This window comes from Streptomyces sp. NTD107 (assembly GCF_059510435.1).
Map to the genome: position 1 here is coordinate 122,268 of NZ_JCAJZV010000006.1, position 17,397 is coordinate 139,664.

17 protein-coding genes are annotated in these 17,397 nt (G+C 71.0%); 8 read left to right on the plus strand and 9 right to left on the minus strand.

What is annotated here, in order from left to right:
- Positions 1-15 precede the first annotated feature (15 nt).
- The 5 genes from AC5WRL_RS14580 to AC5WRL_RS14600 all read right to left on the minus strand — a co-directional run bounded on the left by AC5WRL_RS14580 (position 16) and on the right by AC5WRL_RS14600 (position 1,948).
- Complete coding sequence (locus AC5WRL_RS14580; RefSeq protein WP_496088924.1) at positions 16-540, minus strand: DUF6879 family protein; 525 nt, start codon at positions 538-540, stop codon at positions 16-18.
- A complete protein-coding gene (locus AC5WRL_RS14585) occupies positions 524-715 on the minus strand; it encodes a hypothetical protein (RefSeq protein ID WP_496089154.1) in 192 nt (63 codons plus the stop codon). Before AC5WRL_RS14585 ends, AC5WRL_RS14580 begins: the two co-directional genes overlap by 17 nt.
- A 107-nt stretch (positions 716-822) precedes the next feature.
- On the minus strand, positions 823-1,191 hold the full coding sequence (locus AC5WRL_RS14590; RefSeq protein WP_496088925.1) for a hypothetical protein: 369 nt from the start codon (positions 1,189-1,191) through the stop codon (positions 823-825).
- Positions 1,188-1,538: a hypothetical protein gene (locus tag AC5WRL_RS14595; RefSeq protein ID WP_496088926.1), complete on the minus strand. Its 351-nt coding sequence runs from the start codon at positions 1,536-1,538 to the stop codon at positions 1,188-1,190. Before AC5WRL_RS14595 ends, AC5WRL_RS14590 begins: the two co-directional genes overlap by 4 nt.
- Positions 1,535-1,948, minus strand: a complete 414-nt coding sequence (locus AC5WRL_RS14600) for an ATP-binding protein (RefSeq protein ID WP_496088927.1) — start codon at positions 1,946-1,948, stop codon at positions 1,535-1,537. The genes AC5WRL_RS14595 and AC5WRL_RS14600 overlap by 4 nt, the downstream gene beginning before the upstream one ends.
- 262 nt (positions 1,949-2,210) lie before the next feature.
- Here AC5WRL_RS14600 and AC5WRL_RS14605 point away from each other — a divergent pair, with 262 nt between their 5' ends.
- The 4 genes from AC5WRL_RS14605 to AC5WRL_RS14620 are packed head-to-tail and all read left to right on the plus strand — an operon-like array spanning position 2,211 to position 3,690.
- Positions 2,211-3,041: a helix-turn-helix domain-containing protein gene (locus AC5WRL_RS14605; protein ID WP_496088928.1), complete on the plus strand. Its 831-nt coding sequence runs from the start codon at positions 2,211-2,213 to the stop codon at positions 3,039-3,041.
- Positions 3,042-3,050: 9 nt separating this feature from the next.
- Positions 3,051-3,254 (plus strand): DUF397 domain-containing protein, encoded by a 204-nt coding sequence (locus AC5WRL_RS14610; RefSeq protein WP_496088929.1) that lies wholly within the window; start codon positions 3,051-3,053, stop codon positions 3,252-3,254.
- 26 nt (positions 3,255-3,280) lie between these two features.
- Positions 3,281-3,481, plus strand: a complete 201-nt coding sequence (locus AC5WRL_RS14615; RefSeq protein WP_496088930.1) for a DUF397 domain-containing protein — start codon at positions 3,281-3,283, stop codon at positions 3,479-3,481.
- A 17-nt stretch (positions 3,482-3,498) separates the two neighbouring features.
- Positions 3,499-3,690: a DUF397 domain-containing protein gene (locus AC5WRL_RS14620; RefSeq protein ID WP_496088931.1), complete on the plus strand. Its 192-nt coding sequence runs from the start codon at positions 3,499-3,501 to the stop codon at positions 3,688-3,690.
- A gap of 56 nt (positions 3,691-3,746) precedes the next feature.
- Here the strand turns inward: AC5WRL_RS14620 and AC5WRL_RS14625 are convergent, their stop codons facing one another.
- Positions 3,747-4,349 (minus strand): DUF4232 domain-containing protein, encoded by a 603-nt coding sequence (locus AC5WRL_RS14625; RefSeq protein ID WP_496088932.1) that lies wholly within the window; start codon positions 4,347-4,349, stop codon positions 3,747-3,749.
- Positions 4,350-4,578: 229 nt separating this feature from the next.
- On the opposite strand from AC5WRL_RS14625, the gene AC5WRL_RS14630 reads away from it, so the two are divergent.
- Positions 4,579-5,826 (plus strand): CehA/McbA family metallohydrolase, encoded by a 1,248-nt coding sequence (locus tag AC5WRL_RS14630; protein ID WP_496088933.1) that lies wholly within the window; start codon positions 4,579-4,581, stop codon positions 5,824-5,826.
- Positions 5,827-5,840: 14 nt separating this feature from the next.
- Here the strand turns inward: AC5WRL_RS14630 and nhaA are convergent, their stop codons facing one another.
- The 3 genes from nhaA to AC5WRL_RS14645 all read right to left on the minus strand — a co-directional run bounded on the left by nhaA (position 5,841) and on the right by AC5WRL_RS14645 (position 9,350).
- Complete coding sequence (nhaA, locus tag AC5WRL_RS14635; protein WP_496088934.1) at positions 5,841-7,064, minus strand: Na+/H+ antiporter NhaA; 1,224 nt, start codon at positions 7,062-7,064, stop codon at positions 5,841-5,843.
- An 81-nt stretch (positions 7,065-7,145) separates the two neighbouring features.
- Positions 7,146-7,877: a potassium channel family protein gene (locus AC5WRL_RS14640; RefSeq protein WP_496088935.1), complete on the minus strand. Its 732-nt coding sequence runs from the start codon at positions 7,875-7,877 to the stop codon at positions 7,146-7,148.
- Positions 7,878-7,898: 21 nt separating this feature from the next.
- Positions 7,899-9,350: a TrkH family potassium uptake protein gene (locus tag AC5WRL_RS14645; protein ID WP_496088936.1), complete on the minus strand. Its 1,452-nt coding sequence runs from the start codon at positions 9,348-9,350 to the stop codon at positions 7,899-7,901.
- Positions 9,351-9,510: 160 nt separating this feature from the next.
- Here AC5WRL_RS14645 and AC5WRL_RS14650 point away from each other — a divergent pair, with 160 nt between their 5' ends.
- The 3 genes from AC5WRL_RS14650 (at position 9,511) to AC5WRL_RS14660 (ending at position 17,365) form a co-directional block, all read left to right on the plus strand.
- On the plus strand, positions 9,511-10,107 hold the full coding sequence (locus AC5WRL_RS14650) for a hypothetical protein (RefSeq protein ID WP_496088937.1): 597 nt from the start codon (positions 9,511-9,513) through the stop codon (positions 10,105-10,107).
- 183 nt (positions 10,108-10,290) lie between these two features.
- The gene (locus AC5WRL_RS14655) at positions 10,291-12,321 is read left to right on the plus strand and encodes a flotillin family protein (RefSeq protein WP_496088938.1); all 2,031 of its coding nucleotides are present in this window, start codon (positions 10,291-10,293) and stop codon (positions 12,319-12,321) included.
- A 301-nt stretch (positions 12,322-12,622) separates the two neighbouring features.
- Complete coding sequence (locus tag AC5WRL_RS14660; protein WP_496089155.1) at positions 12,623-17,365, plus strand: DNA repair ATPase; 4,743 nt, start codon at positions 12,623-12,625, stop codon at positions 17,363-17,365.
- Positions 17,366-17,397: the final 32 nt, after the last annotated feature.

The following is a 17,397-nucleotide window of genomic DNA, read 5'->3' on the forward strand; positions in this document are numbered from 1 at the left end:
CAAGCTGCGCTCTGTTCACTCCCCGTGCGCTGCCCACCACTCCGCGAACGGGCGAGCGTGGGCCAAGGCCGTCTCCCGATATCCGATGAACTCTTCCGCCCGATCCACCGGAATCGCCTCCGCACCCAGAAAGGCGCCGGTCCCGTCGTAGTTCATGACAGCGGGTCGTTCGGAATCGAAGAACCAGAAGTCGCCGACGTCGGCCAGGGGGTTGGGCTGATCGGTGGTGTCAAGGATGAAGAACTCCTCGCCACCCGTCATGTTCTTCCGGTAGCCCCAGCCCAGTTCGTACCGGAGGTACGGAGTGAGCGGCCGGGACAGGATGTGTACGCGGTAGACCCGCTTTCCCACGCTGGTGTGGGACCGGACCTCCGCCACCCATCCCGCGTTGTAGTCCTCCGGCTGCGGCTTGCCGTCCAGGAATGCCTGGAGGTTGGCCGCACTCCGGGGGATGTTGTACATGTTCAGCGTCTCCAGCCGGAACGCCTCGTGCTTGAAGGCGGCGAAGAGATCCACGAGGGTCTCAGATGAGCTGGTCACGAATTGCCTTTCGGATCAGGTCCACCGGGATCTCCACAACCGTCTCATGTGCCGGCAGCCGCAAGCCGTGGTCCTCGGGTGTCACTCCCTGCACGAGCAGGGTTCCCCGGTCCGTTGCGTAGAGGGTCGGGCAGTCTCCGAGCTCGCACTCACTCACCAGCCGGGTCACACGCATCGCTATGAAAACCCCCATGTCCGTGGCGGTACACATCGCGCTGTGATCCTCGCAGGGAATTTACGCAGTGCACAAGGCGATGCGGTTTCCGTAACGGGAAAGTGCGGTCAGTCGGGGGCGTGCCAGCGGTGGCGGATGGTGAGTGCTGCCTGGAGTTGGGGGAGGGTGGCCGGGCGGAGGGTGCCGGGGGGTGCGTGGAAGGGGAGGTCGTCGGCGACGGCCCGCAGCCGGACCAGGTGTCGCTCGCGGGCGAGGACGACGCCGACGCGGCGTTGCCTGGCGCACCACAGGAGGCTGCCGGGCGCGTAGAGGCGTCCGGCCCCGGCGAGGGTTCTTATCAGCAGGTCGGCGCCACGGGTGGTGAGGGCCAGGGTGATGAGCTGCCGGCCCTCGGGTCCGACCGTGGACGCCCGGGCGCCGGTGACGAGATCGGCCAGGGCCCGGGCGAGCACCGGGGCGGTCGCGGGGACTCTCATCGCGCGCCCAGCCAGAGTCCGGCGGCGGTGGAGGTGAGGGAGAGGACGCCCGCGATGGTCACCGCCGCGAGGGAGTTGACGGTGATGTCGTAGCGCCGTTCATAGCCGGAGTCGCCGTGGGTGTACGTGGTGGGCTCGCACGGTTCGGGTTCGGCGCCCCGCACCCAGCGGGCCAGCCGGACCGTGCACGGTTCGCACGCCTGGAACGGTCGGCTCCGTCCGAACCCCACCACCGGCCCGAGCCACATCACCATGACGCCCGCGCGCTGGCACATCAGGCAGTCCCCGTCCTCCGCCCACCCGGAGATCACATCGGTCTGCACCCAGACCTGTGTCGAGAGGTTCACAGGGCGCACCGGAACCAGACGATCTTCCCGGCACAGCGGTGGGTGCGTTCGCACCCGAAGGCGTCGGCCATCTCCCGCAGCATCCACAGTCCACGGCCACTTTCCGCGTCCCAGTCGGGCACGCCTTGCACGACGGGCAGTTGCCGGGAACGGTCGAAGAGCTGCACCGTCACCTCCACCCCGATACGGGTCATCCGCAGATAGCAGCGCGGGTTGTCGACGTGGCGCCAGACGTTGGTGATCAGCTCCGTGACGCCCAGCCGGACCAGTTCCGCGGCATCCCGGCCACCGCCCCATGCCAGCACCACGTCCCCCGCCACTGCCCGCCACCGCTCTACCTCGACAGCACACGCCGTTAATGACTGCCCGTACACGTTCTTGCCGTAGGCGACCTGCACCGGATTCCTCATCACACCTCCAACGCATCGGGTGAGAGCAGGCGTTGGCGCGCATGCGAAGCCACTGGCTGTAGCTGGTCAGGGGCGCAACGTCAGCGTCACCAGACTGGCCTAGCTGAGGGCGGTCCGCAAGGCATTGCGTCGCAACTTGCGATGATTCACCCTGCGGAGTGAATAGAGCCCCAATGCGGTCAGCGGGTGCGGCACACTGAGCCGAACGCACCAGACACGAAGGGAGGTTGCCGTGGGGCAGCCAGTGATGACGGTCCGAAGGATGCGGCTGGGGATGGAGCTGCGGCGCCTGCGGGAGCACGCCAGCAAGTCACAGCTGGAGGCCGCCGAGGCCATGGACGCGAGCGACACGAAGATCAGCCGGGTGGAATCCGGGAAGACGGGCCTGAGCCGGCTCGAACTCGTGGCGCTGCTTGACTTCTACGATGTCGAGAACCAGGAGTTGCGCGAGGGTCTGGGCGAGCTCAACCGCAACAGCCGCAAGCGCGGGTGGTGGCAGCAGCGCAAGGATGTCCTCACGCCCAAGCTCATGGAACTGATCGAGCTTGAGTCAACGGCCAGCCACATGTTCGAGTACGAAGCGACGGTGATTCCGGGCCTCTTCCAGACCGAGGCGTACGCTCGCGCGATCATCAGCGGCTTCCCGGAGCCTCATAATCCGTCTGTGGATCAGGCGGTTCAGGTCCGTCTGGAGCGACAGAAGATCCTGGGGGGTCCCAATGCTCCCCGCATCATCTGTGTCCTTGACGAAGCGGCCCTCCATCGAGAGGTCGGAGGCCCGTCTGTCATGGCCGAGCAGCTTCGCAAGCTTGTTGAGATTGCAAAGCCGCCTCATCTGTCCATCCAGGTGATCCCCTACAACGCGGGTGCTCACGCTGGCATGGGTGGTCCGTTCCTGCGCTTCGTGTACCCGTCTCCCGGGCACATGGACATCGTCTTCCTCGAACAGAAGACGAGTAGGCTCTTCATCGAGGAAGAGTCCGATCTGGAGCCGTACCGGATCGCTGAGGAGCACTTGCGGACTCAGGCTCTGTCTTCCGCTGACTCGATGAAGTTGATCTCTGCCATCGCGGCAGAACTCGATCGCACATAGGGGATCGTCATGCGACATGGCCTGCCGATAGCGAGGTGGCGCAAGTCCAGCTACTCGGACGGGGGGAGCGGCAGCTGCATTGAGACTCAGCTCACGGACGACGGTCTGTTGGCGGTCGGTGACAGCAAGGACCGCTCGCGCGGGGCGTTCGTGTTCCGTGGCGCCGAGTGGTCCGCCTTCGTGGACGCAGTGCGCGGTGCCCACTTGTGCTGAGCGCGCCCGGTGCGTATGGAGGTGACATGGAACAGAACCCTCACAGCCTGGTCATATGGCGCCGCAGCAGCTACAGCAGTGCCAACGGCCAGTGCGTCGAGATCGCCGAGCTGCCGCAGACGCAGACGCTGACTGTCGCGGTTCGGGACAGCAAGGACACGTCCCTCCCGGCAGCGGTGCTCCCCGGTTCGGCTTGGACCGCGTTTCTGAACCACCTGAAGAGCTAGTCACGTGGAGACAACGCATGCGACATGACCTGCCGTCGTCCAGGTGGTGCAAGTCCAGCTACAGCAGTGGTGACACGGGGGCCTGTCTGGAGACCCAGGTCACGGACGATGGGCTGGTGGGGGTCGGGGACAGTAAGGCCCGGTCGCGGGGGGCCCTGGTGGTTCGTGGGGTGGCCTGGGCCGCTTTCGTTCGTCACGTCAGGGGCTGAACGGGGGGGTGCCCGGCGGTCGTTGTGGCCGCCGGGTGGCGCCCCCCGTGTGGCGGTCAGACCATGGGGACCGCGTCGATCTCGCGCAGGCTCCAGTTGGTGGCCTCGGGCTGGTCGACGAGGGTGGCGGAGATCGGGAACTCGGCCGCTTCGCCGTCCTCGTCGCCCAGGATGGTGATGAAGATCTGCTCGTACTCGGCGCCGTTGTCGTCGTTGGTGGTCTTCGGGTGGACCCCGGCGTAGGCGATGGTGTCGCCGGACATCTCGATGGGGTCGTCCAGCGCCTGACCGGCGGGGGAGACGTGGCTCTCCTCCGCGGAGCCGAAGAACGCCATGGGGTAGGCGCCCTCCAGGGTGCAGGTGACCCCCTCGGCGGCCTGGGCGGCGACCAGGAAGTAGCCGCCGGCCTGGCTCTCCTCGCTGACCGTGAAGGTCAGGTCGTCCGTGCCGCAGGCGTTGGTGATGGGCTGGCCGTCGTAGCCGCTGCCCGGTGCGTCCTCGTCGTCCGCGCCGTCGTCGTCCGCGCCGCCGCCCGGGTTGGAGGGGGCCGCCGGGGTCTGCGCCTCGTCCTCACACGCGGTCATGGTGGCGGTGAGCGCCACCGCTGCCGCGGCGGCCAGGACGAGGCGGGCGGGGCGGGTGGCAAGGCGGGAACGCATCGGATGCTCCATCACGGGGGGTGGGTTGTGCTGCGGTGTCGTGTTGACAGGGAAAACATTAGGCCCCGAGCGATCATCGGACGGTCGCGTACAGGTCCGGGTTCTGTCTCACCGAACGGTCCCGGGTGACCTCACAGACCGCCCTTTGGGTCCCTCCCACTGCCCTCCCGGGGCAGGGCGGGGTGTTGCGGCCGGCGGGGATTGGGGGAGGCTGGTGGTGGGAGGTGGTGTGGGGTTGAGCGAGGTGGTGCTCCGGGGCAGATGGAGCGTTGCGGACCGGGTGGCGGGGGAGGTACGCCGGCTGCCGTTCGAGGTGGGTGGCGGGGTCGCGGGCGTGCGGGTCGAGCTGGACTACGACCGGGACAGCGGTGGCGTGCTCGATCTCGGCTGCTGGGGAGCCGCCGGGTTCCGGGGGTGGTCCGGCGGCGCCCGGGACAGTTTCACCGTCGCCGCCGACTGGGCCACGCCCGGCTATCTGCCGGGCGAGCCGGAGCCGGGCCTGTGGCACGTACTGCTGCGGTTGCACCGGGTGCCGCCCGGCGGAGTGGCGTACACGCTGCGCGTCGTCACCACCGGGCGGCGGCCCGTACCGCCGGCCCAGTCCGTACCCCCGTCGCCGCCCGTGCGGCCGCCGCGTGATCCGCTGCCCGGCGTGGGCGGGATGCGCTGGCTGGCCGGGGACTTCCACACGCACACCGTGCACAGCGACGGGGCGCTCACCGTGTCCGAGCTGGCGGCGCTCGCCGTGACCCGGGGGCTCGACTTTCTGGCCGTCACCGACCACAACACGGTGTCGCACCACGCGGAGTTGGCGGCGGCCGGTGCCCGGTACGGGATCACCTTGATCCCCGGGCAGGAGGTCACCACCGACCTGGGGCACGCCAATGTGTTCGGCGACACCGGCTGGGTCGACTTCCGCGAGCCCGCCGACACCTGGGCCGCGCAGGTCGAGCGGCGCGGCGGGGTGGTGTCGGTCAACCATCCGGTGGCCACCGACTGCGCCTGGCGGCTGCCGCTCACCGCGCGGCAGCGGCCCCGGCATGTGGAGCTGTGGCATCCCAGCTGGCGCGACCGCCGGTACGGGGCGCCGCTGGCGTGGGCGCTGGCCTGGCGGCCGGATGTGATCGCGATCGGCGGCAGCGACTTCCACCGGCCGGGTGGCGAGCGTCCGCCGCCCGGTTCGCCGACCACCTGGGTGCTGGCCGCCGACGACAGCCCGCGGGCGGTGCTGGCGGGGCTGGCGGCCGGTCGTACCGCCGTGCACGCGGGCGGTCCGCGCGCGCCGCTGCTGCTGCGCACCGGCGATGAGCTGCTGGCGCTGCGGGCGGACGGTACGGTGCTGGTCCGCCCGGACGGCGGGCGGCAGCTGGTGGCGGGGGAGCGGGCCGTACTGCCGGCGCCGGTCACGGTCGCGGAGCCCGCCGGGCCGTACCGGCTGGAGGGGCCGGGCAACGAGGTGCTGGCCTTCTGCCAGTAGCCCGGCCGCCGCGGCTACCCGTCCGACGTGCCGGCCCGCTCGTGGGCCCGGCCGCGCAGGGTCAGCAGGATCGATGCCGCGACGGCGGCGATGACCGAGCCGAGCAGGACGGCCGCCTTGACGTGGTCCTCCAGTTGCGGGGAGCCGGCGAAGGCGAGTTCGGCGATCAGCAGCGAGACGGTGAAGCCGATGCCGGCCAGGGTCGCGGCGCCGAAGATGTCCGCCCAGCGCAGGGAGGGGTGGAGCGTCGCCCTGGTGAAGGTGGCGGTCAGCCAGGTGGCGCCGAAGACGCCGATGATCTTGCCCGCCACCAGGCCCAGGGTCACCCCCAGCGCCTCCGGTTCGTGGAGCATCGCGGAGAAGGTGTCCCCGGAGACGGCGACCCCGGCGGCGAACAGCGCGAACAGCGGCACGCACAGCCCGGCCGACCACGGGTGCACCAGGTGCCCGATGTGTTCGGCCGGCGCGGTGTCCTCGCCCGGCTTGGTGGTGGTGCGCAGCAGCATGCCGATGGCGACGCCGGCGATGGTGGCGTGCACCCCGCTGTTGAACATCAGGCCCCAGATGACGAGCGCGAGCGGCACGTAGATGTACCAGCCGCGTACGCCCCGGTGGTGCAGGAAGCCGAAGAGGACGAGTCCGGCGATTGAGCCGAGCAGCGCCCACAGGTTGAGGTCGGAGGCGAAGAACACCGCGATGATGACGATCGCGATGAGGTCGTCCACGATGGCGAGGGTGAGCAGGAAGGTGCGCAGCGCGGCGGGGAGTTTGCGGCCGACGACGGCGAGGACGCCGAGCGCGAAGGCGATGTCGGTGGCCATCGGGACGGCCCAGCCGTCGAGTGAGCCGCCCTGGATGCCGTTGACGAGGACGTAGATGAGGGCGGGGACCGCCATGCCGCCGACCGCGGCGATCACGGGGAGTGCGGCGGCGGCGGGGTTGCGCAGCTGGCCGACGACCAGTTCGCGTTTGAGTTCGACGCCGGCGATGAAGAAGAAGACGGCCAGCAGCCCGTCCGAGGCCCAGTGGCCGATGGAGAGGTTGAGCCCCAGCCAGGGGATGTCGAGGTGGTGATCGCGTACCGAGGTGTACGTGTCGCTCAGCGGGGAGTTCGCCAGGATCAGCGCCAACAGGGCGGCGATCAGCAGCATCAGTCCGCCGGTGACCTCCAGCCGCAGGAACTCCGCCAGGGTGCGGCGGTCGCGGGCTTCTGCGCTCTGCGGGGGTGCGGTGGTCATGGCGGGAGCCTCCGGGCAGCTGGAAACGGACAAATGTTTACACATTGCCGACCAGACTTCCCGGCGCACCTGACCGCAAAGCTAACCCAGATTCGCGAAAGCCTCCACGGCCGAGGTCTCGCCGGTGACGATGATCACATCCCCGGGTTCGATCACGGTCTGGGCGGTGGCGTACGTGAAGTGGCCGCCCGGCCGCTTGAGGCCCACGACCGTCACCCCGTGTTCGGTACGGATTCCGGTGCTGCCCAGCGGGCGGCCGGTGGCGGTGCGCGGGGCGACGGTCTTGGCGAGGGCGTAGTGCTCGTCGAAGGGGATGAAGTCCAGCATCCGGCCGGTGACGAGGTGGGCGACGCGTTCGCCCATCTCGTGTTCGGGCAGGACGACATGGTGGACACCGAGCCGTTCCAGGATGCGGCCGTGCTGGCGGCTGATCGCCTTGGCCCAGATGTCGGGGACCTCGGCGTCGAGGAGGTTGCCGGCCACCAGGATGCTGGCCTCCACCGCGCTGCCGATGGCGACCACCACCTTGGGGAAGTCGGGGACGCCCAGCTGGCGCAGCGCCTCCGGGTCGGTGCCGTCGGCGATGACGGCGTGGGTGAGCGCGTCGCTGTGCCGCTGTACGAGCTGTTCGTCGGCGTCGATCCCCAGGACCTCCCAGCCGGTGTGCATGAGTTCTTCGGCCAGCGACATGCCGAAGCGGCCGAGGCCGATCACCGCGACCCGCTGGTCGGCGTGGCCGTGCCGCCCCTGGCGGTGGAGGGCGAGGGCGAGAGAGCGGGGGCGGGTGCGCGTGCGGGGGCGGGGGCGTTTCATGGCGGTGCTCCTTGTGCGGCGTCAGCCGATGATCGGGGGTTCCTGCGGCAGCCGGTAGCGCCGCTTGCGTTCGCGCAGGGCCAGCGCGGAGGCCAGGGTGATCGGCCCCACCCGGCCCAGGAACATCAGGGTGATCAGGATCAGCTGGGCCGCCCCGGGGAGTTCCGGGGTCAGTCCGGCGGTGAGTCCCACGGTGCCGAACGCCGAAGCCGCCTCGAACAGCACCACCTCGGCGCGCGCGTCCACCAGCACCAGCAGGGCGATGGTGGCGGTGAGCACCACGGCGACGCCCAGCAGCGCCACGGTCAGCGCCTGCCGCAGCACCTGCGGCGTCAGCCGCCGCCCGAAGACGCCGGCGCCGGCCTCGCCCCGTACCTCGGCCAGGATCGCCACGGCCAGCACGGCGAAGGCGGTGATCTTGATGCCGCCGGCGGTGCCCGCGCTGCCGCCGCCGATGAACATCAGGACGGAGGAGCCGAGCAGGGTGGCCGGCTCCATGGCGGCGATGTCGGTGGCGTTGAAGCCCGCGGTGCGCAGCATCGCCGAGTGGAAGAACGCGCCGAGTGCCTTGTCCTCGGTGCCCAGTGGTCCGAGGGTGCCGGGGTTGGCCCACTCCAGGAGGAGGGTCATCGCGGTGCCGGCGGCGAGCAGGGCGGCGGTCAGCCACAGGGTCAGGCGCAGATGGAGCGACCAGGGGCGCGGCGTGCGCGTACGGCTGGGGTGGCGGCGGTGGTCCCCGCTCGGCGTCCGGTCCCCGTTCGGGGTCCGGTCCCCGCTCGGCGTCCGGTCCCCGTTCGGGGTCCGGTTCCCGTTCAGCGTCCTCCGGTGCCGGTTCCCGTTGCGGTGACGCAGGAGTTCCAGGATCACCGGGAAGCCGAGGCCGCCCAGGATGACGGCCCCGGCGACGGGCAGCAGGATCCACGGGTCGTGGGCGTACCGGGTCAGGCTGTCTCCGTACAGTCCGAAGCCGGCGTTGTTGAAGGCCGAGACGGCGTGGAAGATCCCCGAGTAGAGGGCGGAGCCGGGGGACTGGCCGTGGGCCAGCCAGAAGCGCAGCGCCAGGACGAGCGCGGTCAGGGCCTCCACGGTCAGGGTGATCAGCGCGATCCGCTTGAGCACCCCGCCTACCTCGCCCAGGCCGATCTTCGATTCGGCCTGGGTGTGCAGCAGCGTCATCAGCCGCAGTCGGCCGACGACCAGGAGGGCCAGCAGGGAGGCCAGCGCCATGATGCCGAAGCCGCCGGCCTGGATCAGGAAAAGAATCACCACTTCACCGAAACCGCTCCAGTACGTTCCGGTGTCTACTACGGCGAGACCGGTCACGCAGACGGCGGAGGTGGCGGTGAACAAGGCGGTCAGCAGGGGTGCCGTACCGTCACCCGCGCGGGAGACCGGCAGCGCCAGCAAGGTGGTGCCGATCACGACCGCGAGGGCGAAGCCGAGGGCCACCATGCGTGCCGGGTGGGTGTGCACGACCAGAACGTAACGCCGATCGATACGCCCCAGGGGTACCAACTCAAACGATCGTCGCGTATAAATATTGTCAATATCGCCATAGGGGGGTTGCAGGATGGGGGACTTCTTCGCAACGGCCTTGGCGTTTCCGGCCGTTATCTTCACCTTTCCTCTCGCCGTGGTGCTCCTCTACTGGATCTTCGGGGTGCTGTTCGGCATCGGCGGCTCGGTTGCCGAGGGCGGCGACGGCGCGGGTGACGGCGGCGACGGTGACGGAGTGGGCGGCTTCGCGGGTGTCATGGCCCTGCTCGGCCTGAGCGGCGTGCCCGCCGCCATCCCGATCTCGCTGCTGATCGCCGTCGCCTGGTTCACCGCCATGGCCGGCACCGAACTGCTGGACGCCACCGCGCTGCGCGTCGCCACCGTTCCGGTCGCCCTCGCGGCCGGCTGGACCTTCGCACGGCTGCTCGTCCTGCCGCTGCGCAAGGTCTTCCCCACCGAAACCGGCGCCCAGCGCGAGGACTTCGTCGGCAGGGTGTGCGTCGTGCGCACCAGCCGCGTCACCTCCGACTTCGGCCAGGCCGAGGTCACCGCCGAGGACGGCGGCACCGCCATCGTGCAAGTACGCGCCGAAGGACCCGAGGGCGCCGACCTCGGATCCGGCAGCCGGGCGCTGATCTTCGGCTACGAACCTGAACGTGAGTTCTTCTGGGTGGCGCCGTACGACGCCGGCCCGGCGACCGGCGGCTCCTTCGAGAACCAGCTGCCCCGCTGAGCGCGTCCCCACCGCGACGGCACCACCCCTGAACCGGCACGCCGGCGCCACTGGCACCACCGGCACCACCGGCTCACCGATACGTCAGCACACCGGCGCACCCGCGCGCCACGCGGCCTTCACCGCGCCCCCACTTCTTCAGCAGTACGTCTCTCCCGACCGACACGAGGGGTTCACAACCGGATGGACACCATAGGAACCAGCCTCGGCGTGCTCATCGCCGCGGTGCTGATCATCGTCATCGCCGTCGTCTTCATGCTCAGCCGGCTCTTCCGCAAGGTCGAGCAGGGCAAGGCCCTCATCGTCTCCAAGGTCCGCAAGGTCGATGTCACCTTCACCGGCGCCGTGGTGCTCCCCGTACTGCACCGCGCCGAGACCATGGACATCTCCGTGAAGGCCATCGAGATCGGACGCACCGGCCGGGACGGTCTGATCTGCCAGGACAACATCCGCGCCGACATCCGCATCTCGTTCTTCGTCCGGGTCAACAAGACCGTGCAGGACGTCATCAAGGTGGCCCAGGCGATCGGCACCGAGCGCGCCAGCGACCGCGAGACGCTTCAGGAACTGTTCAACGCCAAGTTCTCCGAGGCGCTCAAGACGGTCGGCAAGCAGCTGGACTTCGCCGACCTCTACACCAAGCGCGACGAGTTCCGCGACCGGATCATCGCCGTCATCGGCACCGACCTCAACGGCTACAGCCTGGAGGACGCGGCGATCGACTACCTGGAGCAGACCCCGCTCTCCCAGCTCGACAAGAACAACATCCTGGACGCCCAGGGCATCCGGAAGATCACCGAACTCACCGCGCACCAGCACGTCCTCACCAACGAGTTCCGCCGGAACGAGGAGAAGGAGATCACCCGGCAGAACGTCGACGCCCGCGAGGCCGTCCTGGAACTGGAGCGCCGGCAGGCCGACGCCGAGATCAAGCAGACCCGCGAGATCGAGACCGTACGCGCCCGCGAGGAGGCCGAGACCGCCCGCGTCCAGGCCGAGGAGCGGCTGCGCTCGCACACCGCGCACATCAAGACCGAGGAAGCCCTCGGCGTACAGAACGAGAACCGCGAGCGCGAGATCGCCGTCGCCAAGCTCAACCGCGACCGCGTCGTCGCCATCGAGAACGAGCGGATCGAGAAGGACCGGCTGCTGGAGGTCATCGCCCGCGAGCGCGAGACCGAACTCCAGCGCATCGCCAAGGACAAGGAGCTGGAGGGCGAGAAGCGCGACATCGCCGACGTGGTGCGCGAGCGGATCGCCGTCGAGAAGACCGTCGCGCAGCAGGAGGAGGACATCAAGAAGCTGCGCGCCGTCGAGGAGGCCGAGCGCGACCGGCAGGCGCTGATCATCGCCGCCGAGGCGGAGGCCCAGGAACGGCTCGTCAAGGACATCAAGGCGGCGGAGGCGGCGGAGGTCGCGGCCGTCCACAAGGCCAAGGAGGAGCTGACCCTGGCCGAGGCGCGGCTGAAGTCCGCCGACCTGGACGCGCAGGCCGCGATCCGGCTGGCCGAGGGCAAGCGCGCCGACACCTCCGCCGAGGGTCTGGCCGAGGCCGAGGTGAAGGAGCGGATGGCGGACGCCATCGCCAAGACCCGGCACGCCGAGGCCCAGGCGGCCAAGGAGATGGGCCTGGCCGAGGCGGAGGCGCTGCGCGAGAAGATGACCGCCGAGGCGGACGGTCTCAAGCTCAAGGCCGAGTCGATGGCCGCGCTGGACGCCGCCAGCCGGGAGCACGAGGAGTACCGGCTGCGCCTTGAGGCGGAGAAGGACATACGGATCGCCGGCATCGATGTGCAGCGGCAGATCGCCGAGGCGCAGGCCACGCTGGTCGCGGCCGGCCTGGAGAACGCCAAGATCGACATCGTGGGCGGGGACAGCGTCTTCTTCGACAAGCTGGTGGGCGCCGTCTCGGCCGGCAAGGGCCTGGACGCGTTCGTGAACGGCTCCGAGCACGCCCGGGCGATGGCCGGGCCGTGGCTGGACAAGGAGAACTCCACCTTCACCCAGGACCTCGGCGCGATGGTCGCCGGGCTCGGCGCGGGCGGGGTACGGGATCTGACCCTGGCCGGGCTGCTGGGCTCGCTCATCGCGGGCGGCGGCGAACACACCGGGCAGCTGCGCGGGGTACTGAAGGCGGTCACCGCGCAGGGCCTCGGTGAGCTGCGGCTCGCCGACCTGGCCAAGGTCAATGGCGCGGTGGCCCTGGACAAGTAGGGCCTGCCGGCCGGCCCGTGCCGTACGGCCGCCGCCCCGGCTCCGGCCCCGGCCTTGTGCCGGGGCCGGGGCCGGGGCGAACAGGGCCCAAAGGGGACGGGCGTCGGGCACCGCACCGCCCCGGTACGGGAGCGGTGCGGACGGCGGGGGAGGACCCGGTGGCGGGTGACGTGGCCGGAGCGGACCGGATATGAGAACGGGAACGGGAACGGGAACGGTTGACGACGTGAGCACCCAGGACAGCCAGGACACCCAGGACACCCGGCTGGACGCCGGCACCTACGACGTACTGCGGGCCCGGATGTCCGCCGCCGCCACCGAACTGGCGGCCCGCGCGCAGACGCTCAACGCCCGCCGCATCGAGACCTTCGGCGGCAGCGAACTCGCCCTGCTCGCCACCGAACGGATTCGCACCGGGCGCGAAAGCCTCCCGCGCGACATCGTGCAGGTCGGCGGCGTACTGCTGGCCGGCTACAACCCGCGCTCCACCGCCGGGCAGGAGACCACCGCCATCGGCGACGTCCTCACCCTGCACCGGCTCAGCGCCGACCCGGGCGACGGCGGCCACTTCCTGCCCGCCCCGCCCGACACCGTCCCCGGGCTGCTCGACGACCCCGGCTTCCAGCGCGACTTCGACAGCCTCTACCGCTACTTCCGGCACGCCCAGCTGCTGCGCCTGCGCCTCACCGGCGGCCTGCTGCTGGCCGTCTTCCGCACCGGCGACCGGCTCAGCGACATCCGCGTGCTGCGCTGGCGCATCCACCCCGACGGCCGCCCCGAGTACCTGGACGCCAAGGGCGAGCGCGACCATGTCTTCCCCGAGCCGCACGACTTCACCTGGACCGGCACCGGGCGCGAGCAGCACATCCTGGGCACCCACCCGCATGTGTCCATCGAGGGTGCCCTGTACGTCGCCACCGTCGGGGGCCGGCTCACCCTCAAGACCGTCAACGACACCGACACCCCCGACGGCATCCACCACGAGCCGGTCGACGAGCCGCTCCAGTCGCTCGCCGACGCCGAGATCGCCTACGCCCGGGTCGGCCCGCTGATCCTGCTGCGCGTCCTGCCCTACAACGAGAGCGCGCACCGCTATCTCGTCTTCAACACCCGCACCGGTGACGTGGTCCGGCTCGACGGCATCGGCCAGGCGTGCCGCACCCTCCCCGACGACCAGGGCATCATCTTCCCCGGCGGCTACTACCTGGCCGCCGCCCCGCCCGGCGGCGCCGCCCGTACCTTCGAGGCCACCGACACCGCCGGGCTCGCGTACGAGAAGGCGATCCGCTCGCCCAACGGCGAGGACGTGCTGTACGTCTTCCACGCCCCCGCCACCGGCCGCACGCTGCTGCTGCCCTACAACCTGATCCGTAAGGAAGTCGCCAACCCGCTGCCCTCGCACGGCTTCGCGCTCTTCGACGACGGCACCCTGGCGATCAGCCGCGCGGAGAGCGACGGCGAGCCGGCCCTCGTCCACCCCGTACAGGTGTGGCGCAGCCCCTTCACCTCCGACGCGTACGCCGCCGCCGCGCCGGGGCCGGCCGACGGGCCGCTGACCCGGATCGGCAACGCGGAGCTGGTGCGCGGCATCTCGGACGCGCTGACCGTGGCCCGGATGGCGGGCGAACTCGCCCCGGGCACCGCCGTGTTCGAGGCGATCACGGCCGCCTGCGACCGGCTCACCGACCAGTACCACTGGCTGGGGCTCGACGGCCTGGCCGGGCTCGACGAGCCGGCCGCGACGCTGCGCGCCACCGCCGAGCAGGTCATCGACGAGTACCAGCGGGTGCAGGAGCAGCGCACCCGGGCCGCCGCCGAGCTGCGGGACGCGGCCGAGAGCGCCGACCGGCTGATCCGGCGGGCGCGCGGCGAGGCACCCAAGGGCGCCGCCGAGTGGGTCACCGTTCTCACCGAACTGCGCCGCGCCCAGGGGCACGCCGAGTCGCTGCGCGAGGTGCGGCACATCGACCTGGACGCGCTCGGCGCGATCGGCGAACGGCTCGGCGCATCGCTGGCCGCCACCGGGCGGCGGGCGGTGGCGTTCCTGTCCCGGGAGGACGCCTTCGACGACACCCGGGCCGCGATCGCCGCGCTGACCGAGCGGGCGGCGGCGGTGGACAGCGTCGCGGTCGCCGACCCGCTGCTGACCGAGATCGGCGAACACGCCGACGGCCTGCGGATCGTCACCGACGTGATCGGCGGCCTGGACATCGCGGACGCCACGGTACGCACCGGGCTGCTGGAGCGCATCGGCGAGGTCATGGGCGCCGTCAACCGGGCCCGGGCCGTGCTGGACGGGCGGCGCCGGGAGCTGCTGGAGCGCGAGGGGCGGGCCGAGTTCGCCGCCGAGTACGCGCTGCTGGGGCAGGCCGTCTCGGGCGCGCTGGCCGCCGCCCGCACCCCGGAGGAGTGCGACGAGCAGCTGGGCCGGCTGCTGCTCCAGCTGGAGAACCTGGAATCGCGGTTCGGGTCGTTCGACGACTTCCTCACCCAACTGGCCGGGCAGCGCGAGGAGATCTACGAGACGTTCTCGGCGCGCAAGCAGGCCCAGCTGGACGAACGGGCCCGGCACGCCGAGCGGTTGGCGTCCTCCGCCAACCGGATCCTGTCCACCGTCACCCGCCGCGCCACCGCGCTGCCCACCCTGGACGACATCAACGCCTACTTCGCCGCCGACCCGCTGGTGGAGCGGGTCCGGGCGACGGCGGCCGAGCTGCGCGAACTCGGCGAGACGGTACGGGCGGAGGAGCTGACCGGCCGGCTCAAGGCGATCCGGCAGGAGGCGGGGCGGGCGCTGCGCGACCGGGCCGATCTGTTCGGCGCGGACGGTACGGTGCGGCTCGGCCGGCACAGCTTCGGCGTCAACACCCAGCCGATCGATCTGACGCTGGTGCCGCAAGACGGCGCGCTGTCCTTCGCGGTGACGGGCACCGACTACCGGGCGCCGGTCACCGACCCGGAGTTCGCGGCCACCCAGGACTTCTGGGACCAGCCGCTGGCCTCGGAGTCCCCGTCCGTCTACCGGGCCGAGCACCTGGCGGCCACCGTGCTGGCGGCGGGGGCGGCCGGGGAGACCGAGGCGGAGCTGCTGCCACTGGTCCGCCGCACGGCGGAGGCCGCGTACGACGAGGGGTACGACCGCGGCGTCCACGACCAGGACGCGGCCCGCATCCTGGCCGTACTGCTGCGGCTGCGCGCGCACGCCGATCTGCTGCGCTACGGGCCAGAAGTGCGGGCCGCCGCCCAGCTGTTCTGGGCGTACGGGGCCACCGAGGCCGACCGCCGGGCCTGGACCACCCGCGCCCAGTCGCTGGGCCGGGCCCGTACCGCCTTCGGGCAGGTGGCGGCGGTGGCGCGGCTGGCGGCCGAACTGACCGAGGCGATCGAGGCGTTCCGTGCCGCGCACGCACTCCCCGGGGTGGCCGGCGCCGACAGCGGCGGCTATCTCTTCGAGGAACTCGCCCTGGCCACCGGCCACACCCCGCGCTTCGCCACCAGCGCCGCCGCCCGCACCCTGCTGGAGGACTTCCGTACCGCGCTGGGCACGGCGGGCACCAAGGAGTTCGGCCAGGACGTCGCCTCGCTGGGCGGCGACCTGGCCGCCCGGCACCAGCTGGTCACCGCGTGGCTGGCGGCGTTCACCGGGTCGACGGAGCGCGAGCCCGCCGACCTGCCCGAGGCGGCCGTCCTCGAACTGTGCGGGGAAGCGCTCGACCACCGCGCCATCGACGCGCCGCTCACCGCCCGGGTGGACGGCCTGCTGGGCGCCCACCCGCGCGTCGCGTCCGGCGAACTGCCGCTGCGGCTGGATGAGTTCCTGTCCCGTACGGCGGACTTCGCCACCCACCGGGTGCCCGCCCACCGGCAGTACATCCGGCGCCGCAACGCGCTGCTGGAAGCGGAGCGGCGGCGGCTGCGGCTGGACGCGTACCGCCCGCAGGTGATGCCCGCGTTCGTCCGCAACCGGCTGCTGGACGAGGTGTATCTGCCGCTGATCGGCGACAACCTCGCCAAGCAGCTGGGCACGGCGGGCGACGAACGGCGCACCGACAGCCAGGGACTGCTGCTTCTGCTGTCGCCGCCCGGATACGGCAAGACAACCCTCATGGAGTACGTGGCGGCCCGGCTCGGGCTGGTGTTCGTGAAGGTGGACGGCCCGGCGCTGGGCCACGACACCACCTCGCTCGACCCGGCGGCGGCGCCGGACGCGGCGGCCCGGCGGGAGGTGGAGAAGCTCAACTTCGGCCTGGAGATGGGCAACAACGTCTTCCTCTACCTGGACGACATCCAGCACACCTCGCCCGAGCTGCTGCAACGCTTCATCCCGCTGTGCGACGCGCAGCGCCGCATCGACGGGGTGCGGATCGGCGACGGCGAGGCCGTGACGTACGACCTGCGCGGCAAGCGGTTCGCGGTGTGCATGGCGGGCAACCCGTTCACCGAGTCGGGGACCCGGTTCCGGGTGCCGGACATGCTCGCCAACCGCGCCGACGTGTGGAACCTGGGCGATGTGCTGTCGGGGCGGGACGAACTCTTCGCGCTCAGCCACATCGAGAACGCCCTGACCGCCAACCCGGTGCTGGCCCCGCTGGCGGCGCGCGAGCGCTCGGACGTGGATCTGCTGGTCCGGCTGGCGCGCGGCGACGAGTCGGTGACGGCGGACCGGCTGGCGCATCCGTACGGGGCGGCCGATCTGGAGCAGATCCTGTCGGTGCTGCGGAAGCTGCTGTACGTGCAGCGCACGACGCTCGCCGTCAACGCGGCGTACATCGCCTCCGCCACCCAGGACGACGCCAACCGCACCGAGCCGCCGTTCCGGCTCCAGGGCTCGTACCGCAACACCAACAAGCTGGCGGAGCGGATCGTGCCGGTGATGAACCAGGACGAGCTGGAGGCGCTGATCGACGACCACTATCTGGCGGAGGCGCAGACCCTGACGACGGGAGCCGAGGCGAACCTGCTGAAGCTGGCGGAGCTGCGCGGCCGGCTGGGCCGGGAGCAGCTGGCGCGGTGGACGCAGATCAAGCTGTCGTTCCGGAAGTAACGCATGAGCAGCTGAGACAGTGGTGTGACAGA

Coding starts and splice junctions, on each gene's coding strand:
- AC5WRL_RS14585 (WP_496089154.1), bottom strand. CDS start 715: ATGCGTGTGACCCGGCTGGTGAGTGAGTGCGAGCTCGGAGACTGCCCG.
- AC5WRL_RS14590 (WP_496088925.1), bottom strand. CDS start 1,191: ATGAGAGTCCCCGCGACCGCCCCGGTGCTCGCCCGGGCCCTGGCCGAT.
- AC5WRL_RS14600 (WP_496088927.1), bottom strand. CDS start 1,948: ATGAGGAATCCGGTGCAGGTCGCCTACGGCAAGAACGTGTACGGGCAG.
- AC5WRL_RS14605 (WP_496088928.1), top strand. CDS start 2,211: ATGCGGCTGGGGATGGAGCTGCGGCGCCTGCGGGAGCACGCCAGCAAG.
- AC5WRL_RS14610 (WP_496088929.1), top strand. CDS start 3,051: ATGCGACATGGCCTGCCGATAGCGAGGTGGCGCAAGTCCAGCTACTCG.
- AC5WRL_RS14615 (WP_496088930.1), top strand. CDS start 3,281: ATGGAACAGAACCCTCACAGCCTGGTCATATGGCGCCGCAGCAGCTAC.
- AC5WRL_RS14620 (WP_496088931.1), top strand. CDS start 3,499: ATGCGACATGACCTGCCGTCGTCCAGGTGGTGCAAGTCCAGCTACAGC.
- AC5WRL_RS14625 (WP_496088932.1), bottom strand. CDS start 4,349: ATGCGTTCCCGCCTTGCCACCCGCCCCGCCCGCCTCGTCCTGGCCGCC.
- nhaA (WP_496088934.1), bottom strand. CDS start 7,064: ATGACCACCGCACCCCCGCAGAGCGCAGAAGCCCGCGACCGCCGCACC.
- AC5WRL_RS14640 (WP_496088935.1), bottom strand. CDS start 7,877: ATGAAACGCCCCCGCCCCCGCACGCGCACCCGCCCCCGCTCTCTCGCC.
- AC5WRL_RS14655 (WP_496088938.1), top strand. CDS start 10,291: ATGGACACCATAGGAACCAGCCTCGGCGTGCTCATCGCCGCGGTGCTG.
- AC5WRL_RS14660 (WP_496089155.1), top strand. CDS start 12,623: ATGTCCGCCGCCGCCACCGAACTGGCGGCCCGCGCGCAGACGCTCAAC.